The organism is Eggerthella guodeyinii, assembly GCF_009834925.2.
Lineage (GTDB): Bacteria > Actinomycetota > Coriobacteriia > Coriobacteriales > Eggerthellaceae > Eggerthella > Eggerthella guodeyinii.
Window position 1 is genome coordinate 3,550,069 of record NZ_CP063310.1, and the last position, 17,383, is coordinate 3,567,451.

13 protein-coding genes are annotated in these 17,383 nt (G+C 65.6%); 5 read left to right on the plus strand and 8 right to left on the minus strand.

The window, feature by feature from the left end:
* Positions 1-4 precede the first annotated feature (4 nt).
* Complete coding sequence (locus GS424_RS15225; RefSeq protein WP_160941310.1) at positions 5-460, minus strand: type II toxin-antitoxin system VapC family toxin; 456 nt, start codon at positions 458-460, stop codon at positions 5-7.
* Positions 457-777, minus strand: a complete 321-nt coding sequence (locus tag GS424_RS15230) for a type II toxin-antitoxin system RelB/DinJ family antitoxin (RefSeq protein ID WP_101723545.1) — start codon at positions 775-777, stop codon at positions 457-459. Before GS424_RS15230 ends, GS424_RS15225 begins: the two co-directional genes overlap by 4 nt.
* 286 nt (positions 778-1,063) lie before the next feature.
* Between GS424_RS15230 and GS424_RS15235 the strand changes: the two genes are divergently transcribed.
* A complete protein-coding gene (locus GS424_RS15235; protein ID WP_015761352.1) occupies positions 1,064-2,476 on the plus strand; it encodes a helix-turn-helix transcriptional regulator in 1,413 nt (470 codons plus the stop codon).
* A gap of 111 nt (positions 2,477-2,587) precedes the next feature.
* Here GS424_RS15235 and GS424_RS15240 read toward each other — a convergent pair whose 3' ends face one another.
* Positions 2,588-3,211 carry a hypothetical protein gene (locus tag GS424_RS15240; protein WP_015761353.1) on the minus strand — a complete coding sequence of 208 codons (624 nt, stop codon included), beginning with the start codon at positions 3,209-3,211 and terminating at the stop codon, positions 2,588-2,590.
* Between the two features lie 8 nt (positions 3,212-3,219).
* Entirely contained in the window at positions 3,220-4,893 is a 1,674-nt protein-coding gene (locus tag GS424_RS15245; RefSeq protein WP_015761354.1) for an FAD-binding protein, read from the minus strand.
* Between the two features lie 325 nt (positions 4,894-5,218).
* Between GS424_RS15245 and GS424_RS15250 the strand changes: the two genes are divergently transcribed.
* Positions 5,219-7,072, plus strand: coding sequence for an FAD-binding protein (locus GS424_RS15250; RefSeq protein WP_160941311.1), 1,854 nt, complete (start codon positions 5,219-5,221; stop codon positions 7,070-7,072).
* 166 nt (positions 7,073-7,238) lie between these two features.
* Positions 7,239-8,624 (plus strand): helix-turn-helix domain-containing protein, encoded by a 1,386-nt coding sequence (locus tag GS424_RS15255; protein ID WP_160941312.1) that lies wholly within the window; start codon positions 7,239-7,241, stop codon positions 8,622-8,624.
* Between the two features lie 39 nt (positions 8,625-8,663).
* On the opposite strand, the gene GS424_RS15260 is transcribed toward GS424_RS15255, so the two are convergent.
* A complete protein-coding gene (locus GS424_RS15260) occupies positions 8,664-9,029 on the minus strand; it encodes a YccF domain-containing protein (RefSeq protein ID WP_160941313.1) in 366 nt (121 codons plus the stop codon).
* A gap of 267 nt (positions 9,030-9,296) precedes the next feature.
* Between GS424_RS15260 and GS424_RS15265 the strand changes: the two genes are divergently transcribed.
* The gene (locus tag GS424_RS15265) at positions 9,297-10,946 is read left to right on the plus strand and encodes an FAD-dependent oxidoreductase (RefSeq protein ID WP_160941314.1); all 1,650 of its coding nucleotides are present in this window, start codon (positions 9,297-9,299) and stop codon (positions 10,944-10,946) included.
* Between the two features lie 179 nt (positions 10,947-11,125).
* Here the strand turns inward: GS424_RS15265 and GS424_RS15270 are convergent, their stop codons facing one another.
* The 3 genes from GS424_RS15270 to GS424_RS15280 form a co-directional block, all read right to left on the minus strand.
* The gene (locus GS424_RS15270) at positions 11,126-12,730 is read right to left on the minus strand and encodes a helix-turn-helix transcriptional regulator (RefSeq protein WP_160941315.1); all 1,605 of its coding nucleotides are present in this window, start codon (positions 12,728-12,730) and stop codon (positions 11,126-11,128) included.
* Positions 12,727-13,473: a TlyA family RNA methyltransferase gene (locus GS424_RS15275; RefSeq protein ID WP_015761361.1), complete on the minus strand. Its 747-nt coding sequence runs from the start codon at positions 13,471-13,473 to the stop codon at positions 12,727-12,729. The genes GS424_RS15270 and GS424_RS15275 overlap by 4 nt, the downstream gene beginning before the upstream one ends.
* 444 nt (positions 13,474-13,917) lie before the next feature.
* Complete coding sequence (locus GS424_RS15280) at positions 13,918-15,693, minus strand: FAD-dependent oxidoreductase (protein WP_015761362.1); 1,776 nt, start codon at positions 15,691-15,693, stop codon at positions 13,918-13,920.
* Between the two features lie 212 nt (positions 15,694-15,905).
* Between GS424_RS15280 and GS424_RS15285 the strand changes: the two genes are divergently transcribed.
* Positions 15,906-17,342 (plus strand): helix-turn-helix domain-containing protein, encoded by a 1,437-nt coding sequence (locus GS424_RS15285; RefSeq protein WP_015761363.1) that lies wholly within the window; start codon positions 15,906-15,908, stop codon positions 17,340-17,342.
* Positions 17,343-17,383 lie beyond the last annotated feature (41 nt).

Genomic DNA, 17,383 nt, shown 5'->3' on the forward strand with positions numbered 1-17,383 from the left:
CTCGCTACCAGGGTATTTCCTCGTAGGTGAGACCCTTTTCCTCGGCCAGGTAGGCGAACAACTCGTCGCAGTCGAACACTTTGATGGTCGACTTCTCGAAATCTTTCTGGTTGCGCGTGATGATGGCGTCGGCCTTCAACCTGAGCGCGCACTGGTACACGCACGCATCCTCCAGATCGACCCACGACGAATCGAGCGCTGCGTCGACATCTGCCTCGCTGAAAGAACAAACGCGTACAGCAGCGCGCACTCCTTTGAGACTACTCTTCACTTTGCTTGCAAGCGAAGGCTTTCCTCCATCAGACAGAAGGTAAAATGCGTCGGTAATCTGGGAAGAGCTCATCCAAAGCTCTAACTCATGAAGAAATCCCAACATCATGAGCTTCTGCGCAGGGCTTCCGAAAGGACCGCGATCCTTCACATGATCGATGATGATGTTCGTATCAACGATAAGCTTCATTGACCATCACCGGGATCCATAAGACCCCGAGCGATAAGACGCTCCCGCTTCACTTCTTTCAGCGTCATATTGTCGAAACGACCGGAAACATCGGGCATCTTTATACTATCCACCCAGGCGATCGCCTGCGCGATTTCCTCCTGCGTGTACTTCCGTCGCCCCTGCTGCTCGGGGAACGGCAGCTGCTTCTTCTCCAGCACGTAGTCGTACAGGCGATTCACCGCCTGCGAGGCGTTCGTGCCCAACTGCTCGAGCATGCGGTTGCCCGCCTCTTTCTTCTCCGCCGACATGCGCGCCGTCACCATCGCATCAGCCATGTTGCACCTCCAATGTTGTACGTACAACATATGATAGCATGGAGAGCAGCGGATCTCAAGGCGTGCCGAAACCGCGATCGTCTGCGCCCCACCCGATCGGGGTGGACTTTGCGCGCGCGTTGGCACAATGCACGGTATTCCCAGGTCATCGGCATAATTCCAAAAAACCTGCGCCATCGCATCATCCTTGTTCGGATCGAGTTCACCTGATAAGCTCGAAACGAGGGCGCGGCGCGGGGGAGAAACGCGAAGCGCGCGGCGCCCCTTCAAGCAGGAGGGGATATCGATGATCGACCAGCTGACGCGCGTCTACCGACCGAAACGCAATGCGCTGTTCTTGGGCCTCTGCTTCCCGCAAGCCTGGATGTTCGTGGTGAGCCAACGCGTGGTGTTCGACACGCTTGCCTTTCAACTCGCCTTCCATCTGGGCATGCTGGCGGCCCTGCTCGCCATAGCCCTGCTGTTTCGACCCGGTGCCGAACGCGACCCGCACGTCCTCTTCCATCCGCTCAGCGCCGTCGCCCTCTGCGTCACGCCGCTGCTCGGCATCGCTTCGGTGGCGCTGCCCGTTTTCGCCCAGGTCGCTGCGGGAGCAATAAGCGGGCTCGGCATCGCCTTCTGCTTCTCGTCGTGGTTCCTCATCTACAGCAGCATGAAAACCAAAGACGCCTGCGGATTCATCTTGCTGGGGTTCTCGTTCGGGGCCCTCATCTGCCTCGTCATGAGCATCTTCTCCCTGACCGGCACCGCTCCCGTCCTCGCCGTCGCCTGCGTCCTGCCGTTCGGCTCCATCATCTGCGCGCGCCGCGCTTGGGATGGGACGTCGAACCTCCTGGTCAATCGACCGGGTGCTACCACGCTTCGCAAGCAGCCGCGCCGATCGTCCTCCCTTTTCCTCGTCGTCCAGGTCATCGTGTACGCCGTGATTTTCGGCAACGGCATCATATTCAGCATTCTGCAGGGGGCCATTCCCAGCTCGTCGCACGAGCACGCGATCGCCTTCGCCAATTATGCGCTGCGCGCCCTGCTGCCCTTCCTCCTCTTCATGTGGCTCGTCGCCCGAGAGGACAACGCACGGGCGAAGGCGCTGGCCAACTCGATGCTGCTGGCGCTGACGTTCCTGCTGCTCATGCTCTGGTTCGTAGCCGGCGCCTCGTCCGCCATCGACTACATCTCGCTTTCCCTGGCGCGCAACCTCGTGCTCGTGCTGTTGTACCTCGTGCTGATCAAGCTCGCCCAGCGAAGCGCGCAGCACCCCTGCTTCGTGTTCGGCATCGGTCGCGGACTGTACGAAGCATCCGTCGCCGGCGGCATCGCAGCGTACAGCGCCCTCGCAAGCGCCTACGGGACGCTCCCCATCGAGGAGCACATCGTGCAAGCGACGGCCATCTGCGTGTTCGTGTTCCTGGCCAGCTGTTTTTTCATGACCGCCCAGAACCTGCACGACGAGCAGCCTGCACCCTCGTATCCCGTGGACGACCCCGACAGGGGATGGGGCCAGGTGAAGCATGAATTCTCTCTGTCCGATCGCGAAAGCGAGATCATGCAGCTGCTCTACCGCGGACACACTAAGAAGGGAATCGCCGACATTCTCGTCCTGTCGGAGAACACCGTGCGCTGGTACACGAAGCAGTTGTACGCAAAGCTCGACGTGCACAGCAAGGAAGAGCTCATCCGCCTGGTGAACGAGCGCCGATAGCGCATGCGGACGGCCAAGATCGCCGAGGGAAGGGCGATCTTGGCCGTCAGGCCGTACCGCGCCGCCGGGAGGGAGAGCGGCGGGCACGCGGGGTCGTTCAGCGAGACTCGCTTACTCGTGGCAGGTGTAGCACTCGTACACGTTCTGATGGTGACACTGCGTGCACGCTGCGGCCGCCGTCTCTTCAAGCGGTTTCTCATCGTGCATCGTATGGCAGCTTCCGCAGGTCAACGTGTCGTGGCTTGCGCTCTGCGGCAGGTCGTGCGGGTTCACCGTCGTGCCTTGGTCGTCGGTGAGCGCCGTCGAGGACGCGGCGGCCTCGGGTGCGCCCGCGTCGGCGTGGCAGCTCACGCACGCATCCTGCTCGACCGAAGTCTTCGACAGCTTCTTCGCTCCCTTCGTATCGGCCAGCGTGACGCCGTCATGGGCTGCGGCAAGGCCGTTTTCATCGGTGTGGCATTGCACGCATTGCAGGTTGGCATGGTTGGCCGAAACCTGGCACGACGAGTCCGTCAGCGACGACGACTGCGTCGCATGGCACAGACCGCAATCGGCATCGGCCGACCAGGAGAACGGAGCGTCGCTCGCCGCCGCCTGGGCCGTATCGCCCGCCTTGCCCGCCTCACCGCCCGCTTGCTGCGGCGTGCCGCCGCACCCGGCAAGCGACGCGCACAGCGCGAGCAAGATCGCCGCGGGAGCCAACGCGCGCATTCCTTTCTTCGCGGATACGTTCATGAGCGCTCCTACTTTCCGTCGCTCGCATCCCACGGCTCGAGATCGCCTGCATGCAGCATGGCGAAATGGCCTGTGGTCAGCGCCTCGGCTATGTTGCCCAGGTTGTAGTTGCCGCCGTTCAGCGACCCGAACTCGCCCACGTTGTACAGGCGGGGAATCACCTCGTCGTTCGTGTCGAGCGTCTGGTTGTGCTCGTTATGCTTGGGGCCGCCCTGGGTGTTGATCATGCCCATGCCCATCTCGATGGCGTAGAACGGCCCGTCGCCGAACGCCGCCATCGTCTCGGGATCGCGTTTGAAATCGGGATCGGCGCCCGCCTCGCAGCTGGCGTTCCAACGCTCCACCGTCGCCGCCAGCGCCGCGGCGTCGACGCCTTCGTACTTCGTGCCCGAAGGAGACGTGCCCACCATCGACGCAGCGAGCCCTTCGATGGTGTCGGCTTTCACGATCCACCCCTGCTCGAGCGCCCAGGCGTTCGTCCATTCCTGGCCGAGCAGCTGGTGAACGCCCGCGTACGACACGAGCGACTTCGGCTTCGTCGACTGGATGTACAGCGGTGCGGCGTCGAACGTCGCCTGGTCGAACACCATCCAGTACGGCAGGTTGGAGAACTCGTACGTGTCGGTGTCCATGTCGTACCACACCGTGCGCTTGCGCGTGTGCTGCGGTGCATGGGAAAGGTTCTTCGTCTCGTTCACGAAACGCTCGCCTTTGTAGTTGACGAAGAGCCACGACGAGGCGTCGGGGAAATGCCCCGCCGACTGCATGCTCACCGAGCACCCTACCTGCTCGGACGGCAGACGGTAGCACGGCGATCCTATCTCGGAGCAGTCCATGTGCCACAGTTGCGCCCCCGCTTCGACGCACATGCGGTGGCCGTCGCCCGTGTTGTGCGGCGTGCCCCACGGGAACAGGTGGATGCCCCATCCGGTGTACCACTGCTGCATCATGGGATTGCCCTCGAACCCGCCACACGCCATGATGACGCCTTTTTTGGCCTTGATGGCGATGTCGCCGCCGGAGCCTTCGGCGACGACGCCGAGGATTTCCTTCGTCTCGGGATTCTGCACGAGGCGTTTCGCCGGCGTGGCGAGCCGGATATCGGCCCCTTTGTCGACCGCGATTTCGTGGAAGTTCCCGAACAGCTCAGAACCGCCCGCATCGCCGCGTTCGGACCAGGCCACTTCGCCGGTCATGCGCGAGGGATCGCCGTAATCGCGCCAAACCCAGTAGATTTCGAGGTCCTCGAGGGAGTCGAGCCACGCGCCCGCCTCGATCTCCTGCTCGACGATGGCGGGATACAGCACGTCGCCGTCCTCCTTGCTCACCGACCCCTGGTTGAAATGCCGCAGCATCTCCACCATGCCGTCGGCATCGTCGGGCTTCATGCAGGTTTGGATGCAGCCCGTCGCGCATCCCAGGTTGCCGCCGTCGGGCTCGCTCGACTTCTCCAGCGTGATCACGCCCAGGCCGGCGTCCAGACCGGTGATGGTGGCGGCCACGCCAGCCGCGCCGTACCCCACCACGACGACGTCGGTTTCCTCGTCCCACGCCTCGGGCATCCACCAATCCTTTTGCTCCTGCGCGGCAGCCGACCCGCATCCGACCAGCCCGACCGCAGCGGTTCCCACTGCCGCCAGCCCTGCGCCTTTCAAAAAACTCCGCCTGCTGAACTGTTCCATCGTTCCTCCTTCGATCCGCACGGCTCATGCCGCCCTTACGCTTTCGATAGTAGGCTCGACGCGTTCGCGACAGTCCCCCCGTTGCGGGTGGAACCGCCACCCGTTCAGCAGTGACTTGCGCGCGCCCACCCTGACGAAGCGGGTGGTTGACGCGAAAATCCGCGTCATTCCTCAGGGGTGATTTTTCTTTTTTGCCGGTCGTTCGCACATTCACCTCTGAGGAATGACGCGCGATCCCACGTTGCCGGGCATGATGCACGACGAACCTTGGCAGCGCCGAGCGGCGCACAGGAGGGCCAAGATGGGGAATGAAAGGATCACGACCATGAAGCACAACGAGAACGGAACGAACGGACAGAACAAAGCGAACCGCGGCCTCTCGCGCCGCACCTTCCTCACGGGCGCAGCCGTCACCGGCCTGGCCGCGGCAGGGGCGCTGGCCGGGTGCAGCCCGAAGTCGGCCGTCGCCGAGGCCGACGCGGCCGACGGCAGCGCGAAGCCCGAGCATCGCTGGCAAAGCCAGGCGGCGGCCGACTGGCGCACCCCGCCCGAGCCGGTCGACGAGGCGAAGATCGCCGACGGCGGCACCTTCGACGTCGTGGTGGTGGGCGGCGGCCAGGCGGGAACCTGGACGGCGCGCTCGGCAACCATGAACGGGGCGAGCGTCTGCGTCGTGGAAGCGCAGCCCGAGGACAGCTTCTTCTACATCGGCGGCGAGGTGGCCATCATCAACAGCGAGTGGGCGATCGAGCACGGTGCCGACCGCATCGACAAGGTCAATTTCATGACGAACTGGCTCGTGCGCAACGCGAACCGCAGCAACCAGCGTCTCATCCGCAACTTCGTCGACTACTCCGGACAGATCATGGACTGGAGCATCTCCGAGATCGACGAGGTGGACCCCGACTTCTACCACAACACCGACCGCGTGAACATCTACTCGGCCGAAGCCGACGACCGCATGGTCATGGACCCCTCCGGCTACCAGTTCTACAAGTCCACCATCGTCCACCGTCCCGTCACGGGCGGCGGCTCCGATTGGGAATGGGGCCCGGTGGTCATGACGCATCACCGCGAGCAGGCCATCAAAGAAGGCGCCGCGTGGCACTTCAACACGTACGCCGAGTACCTCGAGAAGGACGACTCCGGGCGCGTGGTGGCGGTCGTGGCGCGCAACCAGGACGACGACAGCTACGTGCGCTACACGGGCACGCGCGGCGTGGTGCTGACCGCCGGCGACTTCCAGGCGAACGAGGACATGATCCGCGACATCAACGACGAGTACCGCCACCTGGCCGAGAACTACGGCAACATCGAGCTGGCCACCTCCGGCGGCATGGGCGTCAAGGACGGCGCGGGCATCAAGCTGGGCGTGTGGGCAGGCGGCCATGTGGAGGCCGGCCCGCGCACGGGCATGAACACGGGCCAGTCGGGTCCCTGGGAAACCGCACCGTGGGGCCCGGGCTTCATGCTGCTCAACCAGCGCGGGCTGCGCTTCTGCAACGAGTGCGCGGGCGGCACCGAGGGTTCGGGCTACCAGTCCAGCCGCCAGCCGAAGGGCGTCATCGTCTCGGTGGCCGACGCGAACTACCTCGACACCATCGCGTGCATGCCGCCGGCGCACGGCGCCATCAACCTCACGTCGAAGGTGACCTTCCACGGCATCGACCCGCTGCAGGAGCAGATGGCCGCCCTCGACCCCTCGTCGACCGAGCCCAGCAAGGACGGCGTGTACTGCGCCAACACCTTCGAGGAGCTGCTCGACAAGATCGGCTGCTACAACGAGGAGCAGAAGGCCAACGCCCTGTCCGAGCTGGAGAAGTGGAACCAGTACGCCGAAGCCGGCCTCGACGAGGACTTCGCCGTGGACGCGCGCATCATGAAGCCGCTCACCACGCCGCCGTTCTACGCGGTCACCGGCAACGCCGAGGACATCTACGTCGGCCTCTGCCAGACCACCGGCCTCGACACCGATTTCAACGGCTGCGTGCTCGACTCCGACCTGTTCCCCATCCCCGGCCTGTACTCCGCCGGCAACAACTCGGGCAACCGCTACATCGTGAACTACTGCACGCCCATCAGCGGCATGAGCCTGGGGCTGTGCATGACCGAGGGCATGCTGCTGGGCAAGCGCCTGGCCACCACCGCGCCCGAGGACATCGAGCAGCGGAAAGCGTAGGACGGCCGGCCGCCCCTCCGCCCCACCGATCGCCATCCCTCCCCTGAATGCTCGGGCGCGCCCTCCCCTCCCCGCGCCCGAGCCACCGAACGCGGCCCCTCCGGGCCGCGTTTTGGCTATAATGGAAGCTCCGAGAAGCAGCGAAGCAGCAAGCGAGGAGGGGCGTTTGACGCGCACACCAGGGGCATCGGGAACCGCAGCATCGTGGCTGTACCTCGGCAGGGGCCTGTACTTGGCAACCCTGCTGCTCGTGCTGTCGCCCACGCCGTCGCTGGGAGGCGGCTTCTCCGACGCCGGCGCTCTCGTGAGCACGCGCTTCGCGTTCTTCTGCGCCTTCGCCGTATCGGCCCTCGTCACCACCGCGCTGTGGAAACGGCTGTCGCCCGCGCGCCTGCATTCCGGCTTCATCGCGGCCGCCATGATCGTCCAGATCGTCGGCGGCCTCGGCTACCCGCTGACCGCCGCAGGCGTGCTGCCCCAGCAGTTCCTCACCGTCGACCTGCTGCTGTCGGCGCTCGTGCTGCCCATCATCGACCTCGCCTGGGGCGAGGCGTACGCCCAGCTTCCCCTGCGCTCCATCATCGCCCGCACCGCCGGCTCGCTCGCCCTGGCCGTCGCCGTGCTCGCGCTCATCCAGGTGCTGCCCGGCACGTGGTCGGTCTCGTTCATGAAGCTGCTGCCGCTCGGATCCATCCTGCTCATCGTCGTGCTGCGCCGCTCGCCGTCCTCCCCGCCCTACGTGGCGCTCGCGGGCGGCCTAGGCACCATGCAGCCGTCGTGGAAGCTGCTGGCCGGCATCTGCTGCGCGATGGCGGCCAGCGCCATCCTGCCGGGGTCGGCCGAGACGGGCGGCTTCATCTCGTGGTGGTCCATCATCGCCGGCAACGCGTTGGCCGCGGTGCTCATCGTGACGCTGCTCGTATCGAGGCGCCAGGGAGACTTCCAGAAAGCGCTCGTGGTGTTCGCGGGCATCATGGCCGTATGCTACGCGCTGTCGGGACTGCTCATCGGCGCCGATTCGGGCGCGTCGTCCGAGCCGTACAAAATCGCGCAGCACTGCATCATCCTGGCCACGCAGCAGTGCCTGTCCATCGCGCTGTGGTTCATCCTGCTCGACATCGCGCAGAAGACGCGCACCAGCCCGTTTCTCGTGTGCGGGCTCGGCCTGATCGCCACCGAGCTGGGACGCGCGATCGGCACGGGCGTCGGCATGCTCGCGCCGCTCGACCCGGCAGCGCTGTCCATCCTCGCGCTGCTCATCCTCGTGCCGGGCATGTACTTCTTCGCCACGAGCGATCATCCGACCGAGGTGATCGTCGATGCGGAGGACGTGCTGCAACGCCGTCTCGACCGCATCGTTGAAACGGCCGGGCTCACGGCGCGCGAGCGCGAGATCCTCGAGCTGTGGGTGACGGGACACCGCCTCGACTACGTGGCCGAATCGCTGTTCATCTCGAAGAACACGGTGAAGACGCACCTGCGGCACATCTACCAGAAAACGCAGACCGGCAACAAGGAAGAGCTGCTCGTGCTGTTCGAGCAGCAGGCGTAAGGCGGCTGCGGCGCGGCGAGCTCGCCGCAGCCGCCGCGCCTACTTCCCGCGCACCACCGCGCCGAAGGGCAGCAGCGCCAGCTTCGCCTGCTTGAAGCACTGCAGGCCGAAGGGGATGCCCACGACGGTGATGCACAGCAGCACGCCGTTGAGCAGCGCCTCGAGCGCCAAGAACACGCCGCCGAAGATGAACCACAGCACGTTGAGGACAGCCGACCCCGCGCCGCCGCCGTACTCGACCTCTTTGCCGAACGGGAAGAACGCGAGCCCCGCCATCTTGAAGCACTGGGTGCCCACCGGGATGCCCACGATGGTGATGCACCACAGCAGCCCGACGAGGCACCAGCTCACGCCCTGCCAGAACCCCGCGAAGACGAACCACAGTATATTGCCGATCACGCTCATGAAGCATCCTTTCGCGCCGCGGTGCCCGATCTAACGTTTTCCCAGTTCGCAAGCATACCACCCCCTGCCCCCGCATTTTGCGGGGTGCGCGCATTCCCTACCAAAACGCTGCACTTAGGGGGTGCCGCCGTAACGGCGGGCGGGATAGCATGCTCCTCGTCCGATGCGCGGGAACCATCGCAGCATCCCGGCAGCGACGGGAGGGCCGGTGGATGCGCACGGACCGGAAAGCTGCATCGCAGCACCACGGAGACAGGGAGGACCATCATGAAAGAAAGCACCCCGTTCGAGCAGAGCCGTCGCACGTTCTTGAAGACCGCCGGCGTCGCCCTCGCCGGTGCCGCCGGCCTCGGCATCGTCGGCTGCGCGCCGCAGGGCTCCGCCAACACCGGAGACGGCGGCACGGCCGCCGCGGCTGCCGGCACCGATACGAAGTGGGACGAGGAGTTCGACGTCGTGGTCATCGGCGCGGGCTGCGCCGGCCAGGCCGCCGCCATCACGGTGGCGCTCGAGGGCAACGGCGCGACGTGCCTGCTGGCCGAGAAGGGCACGATGCCCGGCGGCAACAGCCCGTACTGCAAGGGCACCGTCGTGTACGCCGAGGACGAGGAAGCGTTCAACCAGTACATGCTGGAGATGCGCGGCGAGGAGGGCACCACGCCCGACGACGTGATCGCCGCCTACGCCAAGGGCGCCGCCGAGAACTACAGCTGGGTGTTCGACACGTTGGGCGGCGTGGTCGAGGAAGCGTCGATCATCGCCCCCACCACCAAGGACGACCCGCTCAAGTCCACGCCCGAGTGGCCCGAGTTCGAGCACTGCTACGCGCTGGGCAAGCTGACCGTCGCCGGCAAGAAGGACGTGGAGATCAAGGGCGACAAGCACATCACGAAGCTGCTCGACCGCGTCATCGCCGACCACTCCGACGTCATCGAGTACCGTACGGGCGCCCCGATGAGCGAGCTCATCCAAGACCCCGGCACCAAGCAGATCCTCGGCGCGGTCATCGACGGCAAGAACGTCAAGGCCAACAAGGGCGTCATCATGTGCACGGGCGGCTTCGAGGCCAACCCCACGATGCGCCAGGACTTCATCGGCCAGGGCGGCGCCCATCCCGCCGTCGAGGAGGGCAACACGGGCGACGGCCACAAGGCCTGCATGAAGATCGGCGCCGACTTCTGGCACATGGAGCACGTGGCGGGCTTCTGGATGGCCGGCCGCGACCTCGAGAACACGAAGTTCACGAACAACCAGATCATCTCGCCGTGCCCGAAGCAGTACGGCATCACCGTGGGCGTGAACGGCCGCCGCTACTACATGGACTGGGACGGCTACAGCAACAAGTCCGACATAGCCTACAGGGACGACCCGTCCGTCTCCGTCGGCAGCCGCCACGGCCATATGCAGATCGGCGGCGAGTGGCCGCACCTGGCCCAGCCGCGCAAGGCATGGTTCGTGTTCGACCAGGCGGGCCTCGAGGCCGGCGCCATCCCCGCCGACACCACGAGCGACCCCGTGGCCGACAAGCTGGCCTATTCCGCCGACACCATCGAAGACCTCGCCAGCCAGATGGGCGTGCCGGCAGACGAGCTGACCGCCACGGTGGACCAGTGGAACGAGTGCTGCGCCAACGGCAAGGACGTGTACTTCCATCGTCCCGAGAAGACGCTGACGCCCATCACCACGCCCCCGTTCTACGCGCAGCTGTGCTGTCCGTCGTTCCTCAACACCGACGGCGGCCCCGTGCGCAGCGCCCAGGGCGAGATCCTCGATCCCGACGGCAAGCCTATTCCCAGCCTGTACTCCGCCGGCGAGTTCGGCTCGGTGTGGAGCGGCGTGTACCAGGGCGGCGGCAACATCGCCGAGTGCCTCATCTTCGGCCGCATCTCCGCTCGCAGCGCCCTCGCGAACGCCTAGCGCCTCGCGCCGCACGCCACTCTCGACGACGTCCCTTCCCTCCCGCGCGCCCCGGCTGCCTCCCAGCCGGGGCGCGGTGCGTTTCGGGCGGATGCCCCGCACGGGGACAGCCCCCGTTCCCCTGGGGGACATTCACGGCGCGAGAGAGCAACGGGCGAGATTCCGCGACGCGCGAGCGCCTACAGCGCCTTCACGAAGTCGATGACGTCCTGCTTGGAGTGCACGTCGAGCTTCTGGTAGATGTTCTTCACGTAGCTGCGCACCGTGTTGTCGGACAGCACCAGCTCGCCGGCGATGTAGGACGAGCTGCGGCCCTCGGCCAGCAGCATGAGCACCTCGGCCTCGCGGTTCGTCAGGCCGTAGCGCTCGCGCACGTACGCCTCGCGGTCGAAGGGCGGCTCGATCGCAGCTGCCGGGGCCGTCGGGACCCGCGAGGCCGCCGAGGCTGTCGCCACCGGAGCCGCAGCGGCCAGCGGGGCCGCCCCGTGCTCCTCCGGGCGCCACACGCGTTCGTCCACGCTGGTCAGACGACCCTCGCGCAGCGCCGTCTCCGTCTCGGTGCGGAACCGGCAGCGCCCGCACACCTCGGCGAACAGCGGTCGCACGCGCGGGATGGAGTCGGTCAGCAGGAAGCCCACGCTCACGGCCAGCAGGCAGATCATGGTGGCCACGATGAGCATCTGCTCGGCCCCGCCCGCATCGCCGAGCCACCACATCGCCAACCGACCGCTCTCGCGGAAGAACAGGTGCAAGAACCAGAAGAATCCCAGGATGAGGTACGGCGGCAGCGCGCGATGGCGCGCCACGTCGTACGACACGAACCACAAGAACCCCACCTGGAACAGGTTCGTGATGGCGATAAGGGTGGCGCCCACCTCGCTGACCAGCGGATCGAGCGTCGACAGCAGGATCACGCCCACCGCCAGCGCGGCAAGCTGCGCCTGCCACAGCACGGCGAACTTGAACCCGCGCCCCTTCACGAGCGTCCACCAGATGATGCCGAGGCCGGCGGCCGTCACCCCGAGGTGCTGCACGAGGTGGAACACGGGCGACAGCTTGATGGATTCGCCGAACGGGAACCCGCGCGACACGCCCAGCACGAAGCTGAACAGGGCGATGCCCACCACGAGCCGCACGATGGTGGAACGCGGCTCGGCGGCGTACACGTCGTCGGGCGGCGGCGCCACGATGCCGCGCCGCTCGCGCTCGTCGAGCGTCTTCTGCGCCTGGAAGTACATGACCAGCGTCACCATCGGCAGCAGCATGCTGACGAAGAACGCCGTGCTCTCCTCCACGATGCCGATGAAGATGCCGATGACGGTGGACAGCGCCAGCGACGCGAAGGCCGCCAGCAGCGCCTCGCGCAACCCCAGCCGGATGTAGAACGTGATCCACATGCCGCCGCCCCATGCGAGCCCCACGCCCGAGCACACGGCCGCCACCAGGGTGAACGGCAACGACGGGAACAGCGATTGCACGAAGAACAGCAGGCTGCCCAGCGTCATGAGCCCGGCCGAGATCCAGCCGAGCACGTTCTCGAACCTCGGTGAGAACGCACGGTGCAGCGCCACGGCGCCCAGCACGACGATGCACCCGCAGCGCGCGAAGTTGATGGCGACCGTCGTCAGCCCGGAATCGACCCAGATGTAGCGCGCGTACAGGATGCACTGTATCCACACGAGCACGAGGCCCGTTCCCAGAAACGAGAACGAGAAGCCCGGCAGGTACCGTGCCGCGAACGATTTGAAATCCCAAGAAGGCACCTGCTGCTCGGTCGCGCTCAATCCGCCACCCCGCTCCCCTCGAACACCGCGCGCACGAGGTATTCCACGTTGCCCTCGGGCCCCGTGATGGGCGATTCCACCACGCCTGCCACGCCGAACCCCGCAGCGACCAGCGCCGCACGCACCTCGTCCACCGTGCGCCGCCGCACGGCCTCGTCGCGCACCACGCCGTGCTCCGTCTCGTCGGGCCGCGACTCGAACTGGGGTTTCACGAGGCCGATGAACACGGTGCCCGGCTGCGAGAACCGCGCGAACGTGGGCGCGAGCGCCGCGAGGCCGATGAAGCTGAGGTCGGCCACGAGCACGTCGAAGGGCGCGCCCAGCTCGGCCGGGTCGGCCAGCTTGATGTTCACGCGCTCGAACACCGCCACGCGCGGGTCCTGCCGCAGCTTCCACGCCAGCTGCCCGTAGTTCACGTCGACGCACGCCACGCTGGCCGCGCCGGCCTGCAGCAGGCAATCGCTGAAACCGCCGGTGGACGAGCCGATATCCAGGCAGCGCAGGCCTTCGACGCGCTGCCCGAACGCGTCGAGCGCGCCCTGCAGCTTGTGGCCGCCGCGCGACACGAAGCGCTTGCGGTTCTTCACCACGACCTCCGCGTCGGGCGCCACCTTGAGCGCCGCGCTCGTGGCGTACACGTCGTCCACCTTCACCTCGTGGGCGAGCACCGCGCGCAGCGCCGCGCCGGCGTCCGCGAAGTACCCCTGCTCAACCAGCAGCGTATCAAGTCTGATCTTCTTCATGGGAAACAGTATAGAGCAAACCACGTCCGCACCGACGAAGGCGGCGCATCGCCCCGGCTATCGTTTTGCGCAGGAAATATCAAGATTCGTCGCGCCCTTCGGGACCGGCTCCATCACCCGCTCCACGAGCACGTCCTCCTCGACCGTCAGCCCCTTGTCCGCGGCGAGGGGGGATGCGCTCTACGTCGGCATCCGACGGCGGTGTCAGCCATCGATGCCGATTGTGGCAGAAAAATCGAGGTAGGTAAATAATTCGACCATTTTCTGCACGCTCATATCAGAAAATCCCAGGTCGCGATTTTTCCAATGCGCATATTATTTACCTACCTCGGTTTTTCTGCCAGATTATCGAACAAGGACGACGAGAAGTCGCCGACCTCACCGAGCCGCGGCCGCCCGAAGGCGGCCGCATGGAGGGAGGAACAGCAGAAGTTCGAGCTGTGCTTACAATGCAGCCAGGTCGCGACCCAGCAGGTAGGACAGGGTGCCGCACACGGCGCCGAGGTTCTGACCGGGCATGACGAAGTTGTAGGTGTTGGCGTAGAAGTCGCCGGTCATGATGCCCGTGTTGTACAGACCCTCGATGGGCGTGTCGTTCTCGTCGCACACCTGCATGTTCTCGTCGGTGCGCAAGCCGCCGCACACGGTGAGGAACGTGGCGCCCGTGATCTTCGTGGCGTAGAACGGCGGCGTGGAGATGGGGAACAGGATTTCGGGATTCACGTGGAACTGCTCGTCGAGCCCCTGTTCGGCGTATTCGTTGTACTGCTTGATGGTGGCCAGCGCCTGCTCCTGGTCGATGCCGTCCATCTGCTTCACCAGCTCTTCGATGGTGTCCGCCTTGTAGTACGTGGCGCCCGTGCCGATGGACTCCTTGCCGCCCTCGGCGTTCTTGTCCCACGACGCGATCACCTCGTCGGGCGTGAGCGGCATGATGCCGTTCTCGTGGTCGATGCAGCATCCGAACTGCTCCCACTCGTCCTGCGTGTAGGCGTACGCCTTATCCCACACGGCGTAGGCGGTCTTCTGCGGAAGTTGCAGCACCGAGATGGCGCCGTACGCGAAGTTCGTGCACTCGTTCTGGTAGCGCTCGCCGTGGATGTCCATGTTGAGCCCCCAGAAGTTGGAGATCACGCCGTGGGCCGGGCCCGACGCGCCGCCGTTGATCATGGGCGGCACCGGGTACGTCTTCTGCCAGGCGGCACCCACCCACAGGCCCATCTTCTGGCCGTCGCCGGGCATGAGGCCCGAGTACACGAGCTCGGCATCGTAATCCACGTCGCCGAACGAGAGCGCGTCCTTGAAGTGCTCCCACGCCCACGGGCTGTACTTCGCCATCATGTCGGGGTTCTTCGAGAAGTCGCCCGTGGCCAGCACCACGGCCTTGTTCGCCACGTACTTGACGTACGAGCCGTCCTCGCGCTGCGCCACGACGCCCGACACGCGCCCGGTGTTGTCATCCTCGCGGATGAGGTACTGCGCGACGGTTTTGTAGTGTATCTCGCCGCCGAAATCGCCCGTGAAGATATCGGCGTACGCCTGCGCTTCGAGCGGCGCGCCGTACAGGGCGCCGAAAGGCTGCTCATCGGTGTAGAAGTTGTGCGACGCGGGCGGGACGGTGATGGTGCCGTCGGGATCGTAGTAGCCCGGCTCGAGGCAGCACTTGAGGCCTTGCTTCTCCATATGGTCGATGGTCCAGTCGATGGACTCGCCCGAGTGGTTGATCCAGCGCTCCCACTTCTTCTTGTCCATGAGGTACGTGCCGGCGGTCTGCTCGGCCTTCACGATCTCGCGCGCGGTTTCGGGCGAATAATCGATGCCCTTCGCCTTCTGGTACTTCGACCCGATGGCGTGGTTCGAGCCACCGCGGCTGATGGGCTTGCTGCTAGCCGAGAACACGATGACGTCGGCGCCCTGCTCGGCGGCCGACACCGCCGTGCACAATCCGGCCATGCCCGCGCCCACCACCACGATGTCGTGCGTGATGGTCTCGGCGATGTCGGCATCGGCCACCGGCTCGGGCGGAATCTCGAAGCTCCACTTCATCTGCTGGTAGCTGTCGGCCGTCAGCACGTCGGACGCGCCCGCTGCCGAGCCCGCGCTGGCCGCGCCGGACGCAGCGCCGCCCGAAGGCGAACATGCCGCGAGCGCGCTTCCCGTAGCCGCCAACGCGCCTGTTGCCAAAGCCCCTTTGAGAAAATCTCGGCGATTCAGTTCCATGCGATTTCCCTCCTTGCGATCGGTTGCGGAACACGGGCTCAGTCTTGCACGAACGCGGGCGGCGCGCGTTCACCCGCGCTTGGTGTTTCGCTCGAAAAGGGGTCACATAGATCAGGTGAATTGGCAAATTCGCTGATCATCGGCACGTCTTTTTGGGCGTCGGCCATCGAAGCGTCCCCTGATTTCGCCTACAATATGCCTGGGGAGGGGTTATGGCGCATACGAAGAAAACTCAGCTGTTCTTGGTGGCCACGGGGTTCGCCTGCTTTTTGGCGATGAACTCGTTCTCGCTGTGGGGCTTCTCGTTCCTGCCGCAGTTCGCGTTCGGCGCGAGCGCGCAGGACAGCTGGAGCACGCCGGTGTCGCTCAGCAACATCGTCGCGTTCTTCGTCTACTTCCTGGGATCGACGCGCTTTCCGCGGCTGTTCGACCGCGCGCCGTTCTTCGAGGCCGTGCTGCTCATCGCGGCGGGCATGATCTTCCTGCTGGGGTTCTTCGTCACGTCGTCGGCCGTCATGCTCACCGTGTCGGCCGTGCTCGTGGGCGTGGGAACCACGTGCTGCTTCATCTGCTGGGAGACGGTGCTGTCGCTCAGCGAGCCGCGCGAGACGAAGAAGCAGATCATCCTGGGATCGGTGCTGTCGCTGCTCCCCTTCGGGCTGTTCTTCGCGTTCGGCCAGGCCGGGCTGCTGTTCACCGAGTCGCTGCTGGCGTTCTGCAACCTCGTGCTGCTGTTCTTCACCCTGCGGTTCGAGGGCGGCGCGCCCGCTACGGCGCCCGTCGCCACGCCCCCTGCAGGCGCAGCGCCGCGCGTGCCGCTGCTCATCCGCAGCCGCTTCTGGAAGCCCCTGCTGTGCATCGTCATGATCGGCGTGATCTCGCCCGTCATCGGATCGGTGGCGTTCTCCGACGACCTCGCGTTCTTCGAGAGCTGCGCCATCGTGTTCGCGGCGAACCTCGTATCGGCGGCGATCCTGGCCGTCGTCTGGCTGGCGCTCGACAAGGAAACGACCATCTCGAAGGCGTACGTCGTGTTGTTCCCCGTGCTCATCACCGCGTTCCTGGCGTTCCCCTTCGTGGCCGAGCAGTACCGCACCCTCGTGCTGTTCGTGGGCAGCTTCGGATTCACGCTGTTCTCCATCGTCATGATGGTGTCGTGCATCTCCATCGCGAGCGAGCGCGGCCTCGGACTCGTGTTCGTGTACGCGCTGTTCGCGGGCGTCACATACGCGTCGCGCCTGATCGGGCAAGGTTTGGCGGCCGTGATCGGACGCAGTTCGCTGTCGCAGGAGACACAGATCGTCACCAGCGTGTTCGTGCTGCTGTACGGCTGCTCGCTGGTCATGTTCATCCTCGTGCGGAAGAGCGCCGCGCGCCCGAAGGAGGCCGCCCCCAGCGGCGTCGACGTGCTGCAGCAGGCGTGCGCGCAGCTGGCCGCCGAGCGCGGGCTGTCGGCGCGCCAGACCGAGGTGCTCGACCTGCTGGCGCACGGCTACGACGTGCCGTCCATCGCGAAAAAGCTGTTCATCTCGGAAAACACCGTGCGCACCCACACGAAGAAGATCTACGCCCTGCTCGACGTGCACGCGAAGCAGGAGATCGTCGACCTGGTGAACGCCCGCTGCGGAAAGGACGCGCAGGACGAGTAGGGCGTCCGGGATGTGCGGCGTCTTTGCGCAATGTTAACGTG

What these genes read in the sequence shown, in the direction of transcription:
- GS424_RS15235 (WP_015761352.1), top strand. Translation starts at nt 1,064, where the DNA reads ATGATCGACCAGCTGACGCGCGTCTACCGACCGAAACGCAATGCGCTG.
- GS424_RS15240 (WP_015761353.1), bottom strand. Translation starts at nt 3,211, where the DNA reads ATGAACGTATCCGCGAAGAAAGGAATGCGCGCGTTGGCTCCCGCGGCG.
- GS424_RS15280 (WP_015761362.1), bottom strand. Translation starts at nt 15,693, where the DNA reads ATGGAACTGAATCGCCGAGATTTTCTCAAAGGGGCTTTGGCAACAGGC.
- GS424_RS15275 (WP_015761361.1), bottom strand. Translation starts at nt 13,473, where the DNA reads ATGAAGAAGATCAGACTTGATACGCTGCTGGTTGAGCAGGGGTACTTC.
- GS424_RS15260 (WP_160941313.1), bottom strand. Translation starts at nt 9,029, where the DNA reads ATGAGCGTGATCGGCAATATACTGTGGTTCGTCTTCGCGGGGTTCTGG.
- GS424_RS15285 (WP_015761363.1), top strand. Translation starts at nt 15,906, where the DNA reads ATGGCGCATACGAAGAAAACTCAGCTGTTCTTGGTGGCCACGGGGTTC.
- GS424_RS15250 (WP_160941311.1), top strand. Translation starts at nt 5,219, where the DNA reads ATGAAGCACAACGAGAACGGAACGAACGGACAGAACAAAGCGAACCGC.
- GS424_RS15265 (WP_160941314.1), top strand. Translation starts at nt 9,297, where the DNA reads ATGAAAGAAAGCACCCCGTTCGAGCAGAGCCGTCGCACGTTCTTGAAG.
- GS424_RS15225 (WP_160941310.1), bottom strand. Translation starts at nt 460, where the DNA reads ATGAAGCTTATCGTTGATACGAACATCATCATCGATCATGTGAAGGAT.
- GS424_RS15230 (WP_101723545.1), bottom strand. Translation starts at nt 777, where the DNA reads ATGGCTGATGCGATGGTGACGGCGCGCATGTCGGCGGAGAAGAAAGAG.
- GS424_RS15245 (WP_015761354.1), bottom strand. Translation starts at nt 4,893, where the DNA reads ATGGAACAGTTCAGCAGGCGGAGTTTTTTGAAAGGCGCAGGGCTGGCG.